Below are 14614 nucleotides of genomic sequence, written 5' to 3' on the forward strand. Positions count from 1 at the left end.
CAGTGTAGAACATCGTCAGCAATCGCCACTCTTAAAGATATGACTAAAAATTAAGAGTGCACTCAAATTATCAAAGAAGCTGATGGTTATCTCTACGCTTAATTCACTAGTTGTTAGATGGGGTTCATTGATGATATAGAATTTTTTGTTAATAAACTTAAAAGGGTGATTGATGTGCGATTAGCTTCTCGTTCTGGAGAACTTATTTAGGAGTTAATCGTCAGCATGTTTAGTAAATTTATAGGCATTCAATAGTTAATGTTTTGAGTGTGTTAGAGTAGCCTAATATACTTTAATTGCCTAACAATCTTACTGTATTTTTCTGGAAATTATGCAATTTATTATTGAAGCTATTGAAAAATCCCCCCAGCAAAAAATCACTTTTGCTGACTATATGAGTCTAGCCCTTTATCACCCCCAAGGAGGATATTATTCTTCTGGACGAGCAAAAATTGGAACTCAGGGAGATTTTTTTACAGCTTCTTCTTTGGGCTCAGATTTTGGAGAATTGCTAGCTGAACAGTTTTTGGAAATGTGGAAATTATTAGGCTCTCCCAAAGCTTTTAATTTAGTGGAAGTAGGTGCGGGAAGTGGTTGGTGTGCTGCTGACATTTTGAAGTATTTACAGGATAATTATCCAGATTTTTATGAAGTAACCCAGTATATTATTGTTGAAGAAGCACAAGGATTAATTGAAAAGCAGGAAAGTATTCTTAGCCTGACTGGTAAGGAGAGTAAAGTTATTTGGAAATCGTGGGATAAAATTGAAGACTCGTCTCTAACTGGTTGTATTTTTAGCAATGAATTAATTGATGCTTTTCCAGTTCATCTGATAACTATTAAAAATAAAAAAATAACAGAAATATATATAACGCAATCGGAAGGAAAAATAAAAGAAGTAATCTCAGAATTGTCAACAAAAAAAATTATTGATTATTTTAAGTTAGTTGATATTAATTTGAATTCTAATGAATATCCTGAAAACTACCGAACAGAAGTTAATTTGAAGGCTTTAGATTGGTTAAAAAAAATATGTAGTAAGTTAAAACGTGGTTATCTACTAACAATAGACTATGGGCATACAGCTAGTAAATATTATCATCCTCAACGCCATCAAGGAACGTTAAAATGTTATTATAAGCACCGTCATCATAATAATCCTTATGTTAATATTGGACAGCAAGATATGACATCTCATGTCAACTTTACTGCTCTAGAAAAACAAGGGAAACTATTAAATTTAGAAACTGTAAAATTAACTCAACAAGGATTATTTTTAATGGGATTAGGAGTGGGCAGTCGCCTGTTAGAATTGTCCACAGGTAACTATACTTTTCTTGACGTGATTAAACGTCGGGATACCCTTCACCAATTAATTGATCCCATGGGGTTAGGAGGGTTTGGAGTATTGTTACAAAGTAAAGGACTAACAAAAGAAGAAAAAAGGCGACCGCTTAAGGGTTTTTTTTGAAAAAACCATGGATGTTGAGTATTTTCAATACTAAGAATTACAACATTATCTTTTAATCTGTAAATACTTATTCACTTGCAAACTTGATTTTAAAATCAACATCATATAAATGGTTGAATTGATTGGGATTCACCAAACTCTAAAAGTTTGCCTTTTCTTGGTTATAAACTTTTTTTTAAAAAAAGCTTTTGAAAAAAAGTAAGCTATTATTTTTCCTATGAAAATAAAAAAGTCTAAAATAGAAAAGTAGTTTGAAAAGGCAATAACTAAATGCCAGCTTGCCTAAAAGTTCAGTTAATAGAATTAAAAAATAAAAATTGTTAAAGTTAGCTCGTAACCCAGAAATTTTCTCCAGAACGAGAGCTGAAGTTTTCTCTTTATAAGAAAGTAGAAAATCAAAGAAATTGCAGATGAGGTTAAATTATATACTATAAAAATAAGGGAATAGATACGGTAATCTTTAAAAAGAATTACTTAGTATATACAAGTAGTTTAGTTAAGGTCAGACTAAAAAAATGCTAAAAAAACGGAGATGACATTAAACAAAAGCCCATGATATTACCGGAAGAAAGCGATTCGACAAAGTCTTTATCAAAGAAGTTGCCATAATTAAGACAATATAAATTTAACTATAACTGCTTAAATATTAGAGATACAAGATAATTTGCCTACTTTTTTGTCATCCTTATCAAGGATAGCCCATAGGTGATTACACCATAGGTAATTTACTACTATAAAAGTACTACTTGCGAAAATTGCTACTTGAGATATGGATATTCCATCTAGGGATTTAATTAACATAGACAATAATCTCCTCCAGATAGGCTTAACTATTTAGAGTCGACATCAACAGAAACTCCGGCTGATTCAAGTATTTCGATAAATTCAGTTTCTGAAAGTTGAGAAATACCAAACTTTTGAGCTTTTTTTAGTTTCTCACCAGGAGTTTTTCCCACAACAACGTAGTGAGTTTTGAAACTAGGGGAGCTGCTTAAAGTTCCTCCTGCTTTTTGAATATACGACTTAGCCTCATCTCGATTCATTTGGGATAAATTTCCTAATACAACTACTTTTTTACCCTCAAACAAATTCTCTTGGTTTAAACTTTTTTGGTTTTCTTGGGTTTCTTTTTTTTCTTGTGTATTTCCTCTAGTTAATTTCCCTTTAACTTCCTGGGTCTCTTCTAATTGAGTCTCTTCTAATTGGGTTTCTTCTAATTGGGTTTCTTCTAATTGGGTTTCTTCTGATATCGATTGTGATTGAGATGGAATATTATAAGGTTTAGCAACACTATCTTTAATACTCGATTGTTGCGTTTTTAACCCTTTGATTTTTTCTTCTAAAGAAGACACCTGTTCACGTTCTTTAGTTATAGTTTCTTCAAAAGTTTCTTTCTCTTGAGTTAGACTATCTATTCTTTGTTGCAAGGTAGCTTCTAAAGCTTCTTTTTCTTTAGCTTGCTTTTGTAAAGTAGTGAGTTGTTCACGTTCTTTGGTTATAGTTTCTTCAAAAGTTTCTTTCTCTTGAGTTAGACTATCTATTCTTTGTTGCAAGGTAGCTTCTAAAGCTTCTTTTTCTTTAGCTTGCTTTTGTAAAGTAGCGAGTTGTTCACGTTCTTTGGTTATAGTTTCTTCAAAAATTTCTTTCTCTTGAGTTAGACTATCTATCCTTTGTTGCAGGGTAACTTCTAAAACTTCTTTTTCTTTAACTTGCTTTTGCAAAGTAGCGAGTTGTTCACGTTCTTTGATTATAGTTTCTTCAAAAATTCTTTTCTCTTGAGTTAAACTATCTATCCTTTGTTGTAAATCAGCTTGTATAGTATCTTTTTCTCGGGCTAATCCCTGAAGTTGCCTTTCTAAAGAAACTGTTCGTTGATTTCCTTTATCGAGAATCTCTTCAAGTTTTTTCTTTTCTTGAGTAAAACTATCTACTTGTTGTTGTAAAGTAGCAATTTTCTCTAATTCTTTTTGTAATGTATTGAATGTATGATTCTTTTCTCGACGCAAACTCTCAAGTTGCTGTTGAAGAGAAGAAACTTGCTCTTGTTGCTCAATTTGTAACTTGTGTTTTAATCTTTCTGATTCTTTAAGATCCTTTTCCAAAGATATAAGTTTTTCTTTATGTTTATCTAAATCTTTTGTTAAAGCGGTAATTTCTTGCTGTTTTTTCTTTAAATTACTAGTTAAATTACTCTTGTCGAATTCTATTTGACTAACAGTCTCTTTCAAATTAGTAAGTTGACAAGAGACTTCATCAAGTTGATGCTGAATTTGCTCTTGATCATGAGTTAACGTTTTATTGGACATGACAGCACAAGTTAGCTGTTCATGTAGAGTTTCTTTCTCTTGGTTGATCTCTTTCTGTTTGTCAACGAGTTCTAATTCCCGTTTCATGCTATTACGACGAAGTTGCGAATAGTTCACCCAAGAAGCTCCTAAAACAAGCATCAATGCGGCAATCTCATAAACTATTTGATTCGTCATATTACTTCTCCTAAATAAAAGCAGCCGCAGGCTAACTGTTGATGTAGAGCGTATTCTTCAGTCAAGTTGATGTGACCTATCTATATTCTTACTATATATATCAGGCTGTCATACTAGAAACGGGGTAAATAGATTAAATCTTACAAATCTTAATAGAAGAAGAGGGGAGAGAAGTCGGAGAGGGTGAAAACTGTAAGATATGCAAGAGGGTTATTCTTAACATAATTTAAGAAATTTGAGAGCATCCATTGATAATTTAACTATCTTAAAATATTTACTAAATTAGTCTTTAACAAAGATTAATTTTGCCAGCTTTTACCTTAAGAATTTGGGAAGATTGTAACCACTGAGCATTAAAAGAATGTAAATAAGTAGTCGTAATCAGGGTTTGAAATCGCCCTTGAATGACTTCTAATAGTTGGTTTTGTCGATTCGGATCAAGTTCAGCTAATACATCATCGAGTAATAATAATGGCGGTTCTCCTATCACCTCTTCAATCAATTGAAGTTCGGACAATTTTAAAGATAAAACAAGAGTCCGTTGTTGTCCTTGGGAACCAGAAGATTTAGCAGGAGTTTGGTTAATTGTAAATCTCACATCATCTCGATGAGGTCCTACTAAGCTTGTCCCTAATTGTTGTTCTGCAATGCGACGCTGTTCCATTCTATCAAGGAATGCTTGTTTCACTTGAATTGAATCATCTGAATCACAGAAAATATTAGGTAAATAGGTTATTTCTAAGGTTTCTTGTCCTCCACTAATATTTTTATGCCAAGTTTGAGCTAAAGAGGTTAATCTTTCTATTACTCTAGCCCTTCGCCTTGTTACCCGTGAACCCGTCTCTACTAACTGCCGATCCCAAAGGTGCAATTGAGATATCTCGAACTCTAAATCAGCGGATGTTTCCTGTTTGGCGACTTTTTTTCGTAATTTTTTTAGTAGGGCATTGCGTTGACGTAAAACTTGATAGTATTCGTGTAATATGTAAGTATAGACCGGTTCTAGTTGAACTAATAGAGTATCTAGCCAACTTCGACGAGTATCAGGTGAACCTCTAACTAAGTCTAAGTCTAAGGACGAAAACCCTACCGCGTTAATACTTCCCAAAAATTCCAGATGGCGGCGTAGATTTTCCTGATTCAGAGTTAAAGTTCGTCTTCCTGGAGAACGCAGGATAATGCCGAGGTCCGATTTACCGTAGGTCCGTTCAACATTTCCCAAAATTTGCCCCATATTCTTTCCTTCAAAAATTAAATCGCTGTCGCGGTTTGTTCGATGACTTTTGAGAGTGGCTAATAATTCCACTGCTTCAAGGATATTGGACTTTCCTTGGGCATTATTTCCTAACAAAATAGTTTTTTGTTGATCAAATTTAACCGATTGCTCAAAATAATTCCGAAAATTATGTAAATGTAGGGTTTTGAGATACATTTTTTAGGCAGAGGCAAAAGAAGAGGATAGATATTAAGGGATAAGTAGAATGTATTGTAACTCTTCTCTTCTGCTTCCAACGTAATTCCCAATTATAAAGAGAGTACGATAATAAATACTTTTAAAGTTATTGATGCTACTGAGGATGGCTAGATCTTCATTCAAATCTTACCAATTCTGCCCTTGATAAATCAAGGAAAGTTGCTGATTTAATCGAACTATCATCCAAGGTACTATTCAATAGTAAGGCTTTTAAGTCTCTTTTTTGGGGATTTACGTGAGTTCACAGTCCTATTCTACTCCCAGATCAGCTTGTCCCGCAGCTTTTCCGAGAAAAACCATAAACTCACTTGACAGATCGCTGATAAATTCTTAATTGTTGCTTAGCTTTTGGACCAGTTACTTTTTCTAAATCGGCAAACTGTGCAGTTTTAACCGTCTTCTGAATAAGACCATTTTTTTAGTAAACTCTCAAATATCCAATAAAATTTAAAATACTCCAATTGAACCGATTCAAGTATTACCTTGAGCAGAAATATGCCGTACTTACCTGACAATCTAATATTCCACTAATACAATCAGATTTTCCATAGAAATAATAATGGACTTTTTATCTCGAATTAATTTAATTTCTCCAAGAAAAATATCGTATCTGATTAACTAGTGTGTTTAAAGTAGGGGTAGGAAAAGATTTGATTTAAGTCAAGTAAGTTAATTTAAATAAGTAAAAAATAAAAAAGTGATAAAAAAATGATTGCTAAATCCCAGCCTGCCTAAAAATTCAGCTAATAGAATTAAAAGAGTAAAAACTATCAAAGTTGACTCGCAATCCGAAAATTTCTTCCAGAACAAGAACAATAGCAGAAATATTATGTTTAGACTCAAGAAGATAAAAAGTTAAAGAAATTGCACACTAGGTAAAATTATCACAAAGTGCAATTTATAGATGGATTAGTCTAGGCAGAGAAGGATTTTAATGTTTTCTGATAAGTGAAAAATAAAGAACTCGAAAGCAAGAAGATACTAAGTATTTTGAGGAAATTCAATAAAATGATGAAATAGCTCATGATAGCAAACAATTATCTAAATTTTTTCTTAAAAAGATAGAAGTAAAATTAAATTCTGGAAGAATCGGTAAAATTATCAAAAAAAAGCTAGAAATGGGAAAGAATAAAAGTGATAATAGGAATTGATCAATGTCCTATAAAAAAACAAAAAAGCACAAAAATTATAGATAGAAAAATAGATGAAGCTAAAAAATACTGCACAAAGAAATAGGTAAGGGAGTTGTTCTTGATAATTACTCAGTGTATACGAATAATTATTGAGCTATGGAACAGACTTGGATGAATAGAATTATTCGATACTCTGCGAATCCTTGGGAGAAATCTGTTGAAAATATTTAAATAAATCAGATTTTAATCTACGGGAATCCATCAGTTAGTTGATCTAAAGAAAAAATAAAAAGTAATAGAACAGACCGAAAGAAAATGGTCAAGATGAAAAATAAGTTGCTTCTTATAAATAAATGGTTTTAATATGGACTATATTTAGAGACTTTTCAAGGTTAACAATTGGCAAGTAATAAGAAAAAAATGAGCCAGTAGGATGTTAAAAAATAAATATAAATTAGCCTCGAAAATCTAAAGAAATTAACTAACTAAACACTGAACAAAATAGTCTAAACTTTATTTAACCGGTTAAAATTAGTGTCAAATTTACGTTAACTAATGTATCTATTAATTTTGAACTTTATTTAAGCTTCTTATGCTAGCGCATTCTTTAATTCTATGAGTACGAGTTGACAGTTTACCTACTTGCTTAATAGTTATCAACATAGTGCAGTTTATTCTAAATTTGACTACTTTGTAGAAGCTTATACAGCTTAATTTACATGAGTTTTCTTGAATTCCTGTATTAATAATTATAAGAATACCAGTATTAATACAGGGATTAGTTTGATGTAATTTTTCTTTTTCTAACAGTAAAACTCGTTGCCTGATTTTACCATTTTTGTTTGCAGATATTAGCGATCAGTTCTTGGACTTTATTTAGACTGTCAGATTTAGACATAGACATAATAGTTTATGGTTTATCCTCTACAGGATAAACCATGTCTTCAGGACTAACTAAAAAATCAAATTCTTCAGCAGAGAGAAACCCTAAACTAATACAGGCTTCCTTTAAAGTCATCTGATCAAGATAAGCTTTCTTGGCGACTTTTGCTGCATTATCATAGCCAATATGAGGATTTAGAGAAGTTACTAACATTAAAGAATTGTTTAAATAAACCTCAATTTGTTCCCTGTTAGGTTTAATACCCAAAACTAAATGGTCTGTAAAAGAGGAACAAACATCGGCTAATAACCGAATAGAATTGAGAAGATTAAAAATCAATATAGGTTTAAAAACATTTAGTTCAAAATTTCCCTGACTTCCTGCTATTCCTATAGCTGAATCATTACCTATTACTTGTACACAAACCATTGTCATTGCCTCACATTGCGTGGGGTTAACTTTCCCTGGCATAATTGAAGACCCCGGTTCATTTGTCGGTAATATTAATTCTCCTAAACCACAACGAGGACCCGATGCTAACCAGCGAATATCATTAGCAATTTTCATCAAAGAACCTGCTAAAGTTTTAATGGCTCCACTAGTCATCACAATAGCATCATGGGCGGCTAAAGCTGCAAATTTATTGGGAGAAGAAACAAAAGGTAAATTGGTTAATTGAGCGATTTCATCCGCCACCCGTTGAGCAAAATCTGGGTGAGTATTTAACCCAGTCCCAACTGCCGTTCCCCCGATGGCTAATTCATAGAGATCAGGTAAAATTCGTTGAAGACGATCAAGATTTTTATCAAGTTGGGAAATGTAGCCTGAAAATTCCTGTCCTAAGCTTAAAGGAACTGCATCCATAAGATGGGTTCGACCAATTTTTATAATGTCATCAAATTCCTTTTTTTTTGTTGTTAAAGCATCCCTTAATTTGATAACCATTGGCAACAAATTATACTTAATTTTCTCCACCGCAGCAATGTGCATCGCTGTTGGAAAAGTATCATTAGAAGACTGGGACATATTAACATGATCATTGGGATGAATAGGGTCTTTACTCCCCAAAATACCTCCCGCTAATTCAATCCCTCGGTTTGCAATCACTTCATTTGTATTCATGTTAGTTTGGGTGCCACTTCCTGTCTGCCAAATACTCAAAGGAAAGTGAGAATAAAGATCTCCTGCAATGACTTCATCTGCGGCTTGTGTAATTAATACAAATTTCTCAAAGGGCAATTTTCCTAAATCACAATTAACTTTAGCCGCCGCCTTTTTCAAAATACCAAAAGCCCTAATCATTTCTGGAGGCATAATATCATTACCAATAGCAAAATAATGGAGTGAGCGCTGAGTTTGCGCTCCCCAGTAACAATCATCTGGGACATCAATAGCTCCTATACTGTCGGTTTCAGTTCGCATACATCTTTTCATAAAGTACTATGACTATGTATCATATAACACTCCATAATTTTCTGTCCTTCTTGTTGTCAAATCAAAACTGAATCTCTCGTAATGGACTTCTCAAAGAATCTTACTGAATCTAGTTTTTATTGAAAAAGCTATGAAATAAAAGAATATTTCTGAATCAAAGTAAGTGGGTATATTTAAATCTCTTTTTGAAAAGATTGACTGGCTCTTATTTCATGGAAACTTTAGAACCTGAAAAGCTAAGAAATCTATAGTTCGTAGTTTTTTCTTATAAAAAAGACAAAAATTAAAGCGATGCGTATAATTGATGATAACTTAATTTTGAACTTAAAAAATATATAATCATCTACCTATGACTCAACCTAAACGCGCCCTAATCACAGGCATCACTGGACAAGATGGTTCTTATCTAAGTGAGTTTTTATTAAAACAAGGATACGAAGTTCACGGGATTATTCGACGAACTTCAACTTTTAATACTGATCGCATCGATCATATGTACATTGATCTTCATAATCCTCAGGCAAAATTATTCCTCCATTATGGAGATTTAACTGATGGTACCACCCTGCGTCGAATTTTAGAAGAAGTAAAACCTATTGAGATCTATAATTTAGGAGCACAATCTCACGTCCGGGTCAGTTTTGATTCTCCAGAATATACTGTAGACTCAGTGGGAATGGGGACTTTGCGACTTCTAGAAGCGATTCGAGACTACCAACACCGCACAGGAATTGAAGTACGTTTTTACCAAGCAGGCTCATCAGAAATGTTTGGAAAGGTTCAAGAGATTCCCCAAAAAGAAACTACCCCATTTTATCCTTGTAGTCCCTACGCATGTGCCAAAGTTTACGCTCATTGGCAAACGGTAAATTATCGAGAATCTTACAACTTATTTGCCTGTAATGGAATTTTATTCAACCATGAATCCCCCCGTCGCGGAGAAACCTTCGTTACCCGAAAGATTACCAGAGCGATCGCCCGTATTATCGCCGGAACTCAGAAAGAACTCTTTTTGGGAAATCTCTACTCTAAGCGGGATTGGGGCTACGCTAAAGACTATGTTAAAGCCATGTGGTTAATGCTCCAACAAGAACAACCAGATGATTATGTTATAGCCACAGGAAAAACTCATTCTATTCGAGAATTCCTCGATCTTGCCTTTAGTTACGTCCACCTCAACTGGGAAGATTACGTTGCTTTCGATGAACGTTATCTTCGTCCGGCCGAAGTCGATATACTTCTCGGGGATCCAACTAAAGCCAAAACAAAATTGGAGTGGGAACCGTCTGTCACCTTCGAAGAATTAGTCCATTTGATGGTAGAGGCAGACTTAGCGGTTTTGGGACTTCGTCGCCCCAATGAAACCCCCAAAAACGGAACATTGCTAGTTAAAGATAATGCTTATATTCGCCGAGCCACAAGCTTAACCGTGGACTAATGATATATTCGTGGTAACTGAATTCGCTCCAAATTTTGTATGCTTATGCGCTATCCATCTCATAGTAATGTTTATACTGCTATAAACTCATGGTAAGCGCTTTATAGCTTCTATGATAAATCTTGAGCCTTAATTATAAATCCTGAATAAAAAAACAAAATGTTGGCCACACTATTTATCTGTCATCCTATTTAGATAACAACCAATATCTCCCTACCCTCGATTTTAAACCTTAAATTGTTAATAATTGAATAAGTAAAATATTAGGTAATATTGACTAATGTTAGATTTAACAAATAAGCGAATCTTAGTTACAGGCGGTGCTGGATTTTTGGGCAAACAAGTCGTCAAGCAATTAGTCCAAGCAGGGGCTAATGCTCAGAGAATTGCTATTCCCCGTTCTCAAGACTGTGACTTACGGATTTTGAAAAATTGTCGACGTGTAGCTAATCAACACGATATTATTATTCATTTGGCTGCCCATGTGGGAGGAATTGGCTTAAATAGAGAAAAACCAGCCGAATTATATTACGATAATTTGATGATGGGAACCCAATTAATTCACGCTGCTTATGAAGCAGGAATAGAAAAGTTTATCTGTGTCGGAACAATTTGTGCTTACCCAAAGTTCACACCTGTTCCTTTCAAAGAAGATGATCTTTGGAATGGATACCCCGAAGAAACTAACGCTCCCTATGGTTTTGCTAAAAAGGCCTTATTAGTTCAACTTCAATCCTATCGCTTGCAATATGCATTTAATGGAATTTATTTGCTTCCAGTTAATTTATATGGACCTGAAGATAATTTTGATCCTCATAGTTCCCATGTTATCCCTGCTTTGATCCGTAAGGTATATGAAGCCCAACGACGAGGAGATAAAACCCTTCCTGTTTGGGGTGATGGTTCTCCTACAAGAGAATTTCTATACTCAACAGATGCGGCCAGAGGAATTGTGATGGGAACTCAATTATACAGTGATCCAGACCCTGTTAACTTAGGAACAAATCACGAAATATCTATTTATAATTTAGTTAAATTAATCTGTGAATTAATGGAATTTAAAGGAAACATCGTTTGGCAAATAGATAAACCAAATGGGCAACCTCGTCGTTGTTTAGATACTGCTCGTGCACAAGAAAAATTTGGATTTAAAGCACAAGTTAAATTTAAACAAGGGTTAAAAAATACTATTGATTGGTACCGCCAAAATTTTGATAAAGTAACTCTATGAGTCTAAAAATATTAACTTTAAACTAAATTAAAAACAATTTTAAAACTCTCGTTAATAATGTTTATTTTTTTGATAGAGCTATAAAGACAATAGCCATAATAGCCCTTTTAAACTAAATTAACTAAATTAGCAGGCAATATTTCTAGTAATTTCTATTATAACTATATTCAATGACTCCAAAAACTTTACTTTTAGAAAAGTAATTCTCGTATTATTAAAAGTTTGAAAAACCAAGATTTTTAGCTTTTATTTACTATGATTTTTTTACAGCTAGCCTAAAAAAGTTAAAACAATCATCTATAAAATAGATGCATATAAATTTAATAGATAGGAAATAAAATTATAATTAAACTCAATAGATTGAAACGAATTACAATAACTTATCCATTAAACAAAAAATTATGTATCATCTAGATATATCACACCGTTATTAAGATTTGGTGAGGAGTAGGCGTGTTTAATCAGTTAGGGTCAAAGTTTAGAGAGAAAATAGATCAAATTCTGCACTCAAAATCAAAAAACCTTGAAAAGATAAATCAAAATCTAGGTAATGACTCTGATGACATCGAGTCTTGTCAAGATAAAAAACAACCTAAAATCAGTTTCTCAATAAAAATCTCTAAGACCTTGCCTCGACTGGTTAACTTATGTCAAGAGGTGTCCCAAACCTCTATTAATTCTGTTAAACGAATTGTCTCCATAAGCCATAATCCAAAATTTTATCTGTTGTTTGGGATAGGACTCGGAGCCAGTAGTGGTGTGATTGCCCTAGGATATGGCATCTATCAACTTGAAAGTAGCATCACGGAACCAGTTGAAGAAGTCCTTACCTATGCTCCTCCTAAAACCTTAATCATTAAATCATCTGATGGGATTGTTCTTAAAGAAGTAGGGCCAGTTACTCATGAAAACCTAAAAATTTGGGAGATTCCTGACTTCGTTATTCAAGCATTTATTGCTAGTGAAGATCATCGCTTTAAGAACCATCGAGGGGTTGATATACATGGGGTTGTTCGTGCAGCTTTTTCTAACTTACTGGCGGGAGAAGTAGTGGAAGGAGGAAGCACAATAACTCAACAACTAGCACGGATTGTTTTCTTGAACCAGGAAATCAGCATAATCCGAAAAATTAAGGAAATGCGCTTGGCTCAGAAAATAGAAAGAAAAGTGACTAAAGACCAAATCTTAGAACGTTATCTCAATTTGGTTTATTTAGGATCGGGAGCTTATGGGGTTGCCGATGCAGCTTGGGTCTATTTTAGTAAACCTATCGACCAACTAACTGTAGCTGAAGCGGCTACCCTAGCAGGAATTGTCCCTGCCCCCAGTGTTTATTCTCCTATTCAGAACAAGACAGCCACTATAGAACGTCGAAATCTCGTACTACAAAGAATGGAAAATAAAGGCTTTATTAGTGCTTCCCAAGTAAAAGAAGCAATTGCTGAGCCCATTGTCTTAAAACCCAGTAAACCCAAACGGCTACAACGAAAAGCTCCTTATTTTACCGATTATATTCAACTTCAACTGCCGAAATATATCTCTAAAGAGGTGCTGCAACAGGGGGGGATTGTGGTAGAAACCACCCTCAATCATCAATGGCAAGAAGCTGCAGAAGCCGCTATTGAAAAGGCCGTAACAGAATATGGTCGATGGCAAGGGTTTAAACAAGCAGCATTGACAGCAGTTGATCCTCGTAACGGACAAATTAAAGCGATGGTTGGGGGAAAAGACTATAAAAATCATCAATATAATCGAGTTACTCAAGCTCAACGTCAACCAGGGTCTACCTTTAAAACTTTTGTTTATGCTACCGCGATCGCTGCCGGACTTTCGCCTGACCAAACCTTCCAAAACTCTCCCTACGTGGTGGATGGTTATCGACCAGAGAATTATGGTTATCGCTATAGCGGTGTTCCCGTTTCCATCCGCAAAGCTCTCGCCTCTTCATTAAACGTGGTAGCGGTTCAAGCATTGGTGAAAGTGGGATGGAACCCTATCATTGAAGTTGCAAAAAAAATGGGTATTGAATCGGAGTTAAAACCAACCTATTCCCTGGCATTGGGAGCCTGGGAAGTTAATTTACTTGAATTAACTAGTGCTTATGGAACGTTAGCCAACCTTGGTATCCATCAACGCGCCTACGGCATTGATCGCGTTCTTGATCGCCACGGGCAGATTCTATATCAAGCTAAATTTCCTCCCAAAGAAGTGATCGACTCCGATACCACTGCCATTATGACTTCTATGCTACAAGGGGTAGTAACTGGGGGAACTGGAACCTCTGCTCAATTAGGAAAGCGACCAGTAGCAGGAAAAACTGGAACCTCTGATAAAGCCAGAGATTTATGGTTTATTGGCTATATTCCCCAATTAACAGCGGGAGTGTGGTTAGGGAACGATAATAACCGTCCCACCAGGGGATCAAGCACCACGGCTGCGGTTATTTGGAAAGAATTTATGGAGGAAGCCGTCAAAAGTACCCCCATTGAGTCTTTTCCTTTTGTTCCCAATATAAAAGGACGTAAACCAACCATTAAAGCCGAACCCATTAGCCCGGAAAAGAAATCATATACAGTGGCTACACAGTCTGGATCATCGCGTTCAAGGTCTATGCCCAGTACCCGTCGCAGAAAACAAACCGTAATTCGCCGTCAGCGCGTCGACACTCGTTCTCAACAAGCAGTTCCATCTCAAACAAAAAAAAGCTCAGTTACTCTATCAACTCCTCTTCCACAGACAGCAGCTACGTCCCAAACTAAACCCCCTGTTTCTAACCCTCTTGCTGCCCCTAGTGCTACTAGAAGGCCCAGTCCCACTCCTAAGGCTGAATTTGCGCCTCCGGCTCCTCCTGCGTCACGTAAAGCTAATTAACTACCTGGGTGAGGAATCAGCAGACCTAACCTAAGCAAAACATTAAGTAGGGTAAGTTCAGCTAAATGCAGTTTTTTTGGGGAATTTCTTTCCTTTTTTTGATGCCGTAACGCACCTAAATAGTTTTATGAGTTTTTATAAGTTCGTGGTTCTACGTTAGATCTATTTTTTGTGTATGTCTTTTGAATATAAAAAC

The 14614-nt window shown here is 35.0% G+C and carries 8 protein-coding genes; 5 read left to right on the plus strand and 3 right to left on the minus strand.

Features of this window, described 5'->3' with window-relative positions; translation table 11 throughout:
• The first annotated feature begins 117 nt into the window (after positions 1-117).
• Positions 118-210, plus strand: a complete 93-nt coding sequence (locus P3F56_RS06040) for a DUF1499 domain-containing protein (RefSeq protein WP_281152019.1) — start codon at positions 118-120, stop codon at positions 208-210.
• Between the two features lie 121 nt (positions 211-331).
• Positions 332-1471 carry a class I SAM-dependent methyltransferase gene (locus P3F56_RS06045; protein WP_281152020.1) on the plus strand — a complete coding sequence of 380 codons (1140 nt, stop codon included), beginning with the start codon at positions 332-334 and terminating at the stop codon, positions 1469-1471.
• An 830-nt stretch (positions 1472-2301) separates the two neighbouring features.
• Here P3F56_RS06045 and P3F56_RS06050 read toward each other — a convergent pair.
• From P3F56_RS06050 to fumC, 3 genes are all read right to left on the minus strand, one after another.
• The gene (locus P3F56_RS06050; protein WP_281152021.1) at positions 2302-3954 is read right to left on the minus strand and encodes a BRCT domain-containing protein; all 1653 of its coding nucleotides are present in this window, start codon (positions 3952-3954) and stop codon (positions 2302-2304) included.
• Positions 3955-4243: 289 nt separating this feature from the next.
• Entirely contained in the window at positions 4244-5386 is a 1143-nt protein-coding gene (gene recF / locus P3F56_RS06055) for a DNA replication/repair protein RecF (protein ID WP_281152022.1), read from the minus strand.
• 2085 nt (positions 5387-7471) lie between these two features.
• Positions 7472-8866, minus strand: a complete 1395-nt coding sequence (fumC, locus tag P3F56_RS06060; protein WP_281152023.1) for a class II fumarate hydratase — start codon at positions 8864-8866, stop codon at positions 7472-7474.
• 361 nt (positions 8867-9227) lie between these two features.
• On the opposite strand from fumC, the gene gmd reads away from it, so the two are divergent.
• From gmd to P3F56_RS06075, 3 genes are all read left to right on the plus strand, one after another.
• A complete protein-coding gene (gmd, locus tag P3F56_RS06065) occupies positions 9228-10316 on the plus strand; it encodes a GDP-mannose 4,6-dehydratase (protein ID WP_281152024.1) in 1089 nt (362 codons plus the stop codon).
• Between the two features lie 280 nt (positions 10317-10596).
• On the plus strand, positions 10597-11547 hold the full coding sequence (locus P3F56_RS06070) for a GDP-L-fucose synthase family protein (protein WP_281152025.1): 951 nt from the start codon (positions 10597-10599) through the stop codon (positions 11545-11547).
• Between the two features lie 453 nt (positions 11548-12000).
• Positions 12001-14418, plus strand: coding sequence for a transglycosylase domain-containing protein (locus P3F56_RS06075; protein ID WP_405054741.1), 2418 nt, complete (start codon positions 12001-12003; stop codon positions 14416-14418).
• Positions 14419-14614: the final 196 nt, after the last annotated feature.

It is taken from the genome of cyanobacterium endosymbiont of Epithemia clementina EcSB, assembly GCF_029919255.1.
Lineage (GTDB): Bacteria > Cyanobacteriota > Cyanobacteriia > Cyanobacteriales > Microcystaceae > Rippkaea.

Excerpts from the sequence above, each read along its gene's own strand:
- P3F56_RS06040 (WP_281152019.1), top strand. The coding sequence starts at position 118 with ATGGGGTTCATTGATGATATAGAATTTTTTGTTAATAAACTTAAAAGG.
- P3F56_RS06045 (WP_281152020.1), top strand. The coding sequence starts at position 332 with ATGCAATTTATTATTGAAGCTATTGAAAAATCCCCCCAGCAAAAAATC.
- P3F56_RS06050 (WP_281152021.1), bottom strand. The coding sequence starts at position 3,954 with ATGACGAATCAAATAGTTTATGAGATTGCCGCATTGATGCTTGTTTTA.
- recF (WP_281152022.1), bottom strand. The coding sequence starts at position 5,386 with ATGTATCTCAAAACCCTACATTTACATAATTTTCGGAATTATTTTGAG.
- fumC (WP_281152023.1), bottom strand. The coding sequence starts at position 8,866 with ATGCGAACTGAAACCGACAGTATAGGAGCTATTGATGTCCCAGATGAT.
- gmd (WP_281152024.1), top strand. The coding sequence starts at position 9,228 with ATGACTCAACCTAAACGCGCCCTAATCACAGGCATCACTGGACAAGAT.
- P3F56_RS06070 (WP_281152025.1), top strand. The coding sequence starts at position 10,597 with ATGTTAGATTTAACAAATAAGCGAATCTTAGTTACAGGCGGTGCTGGA.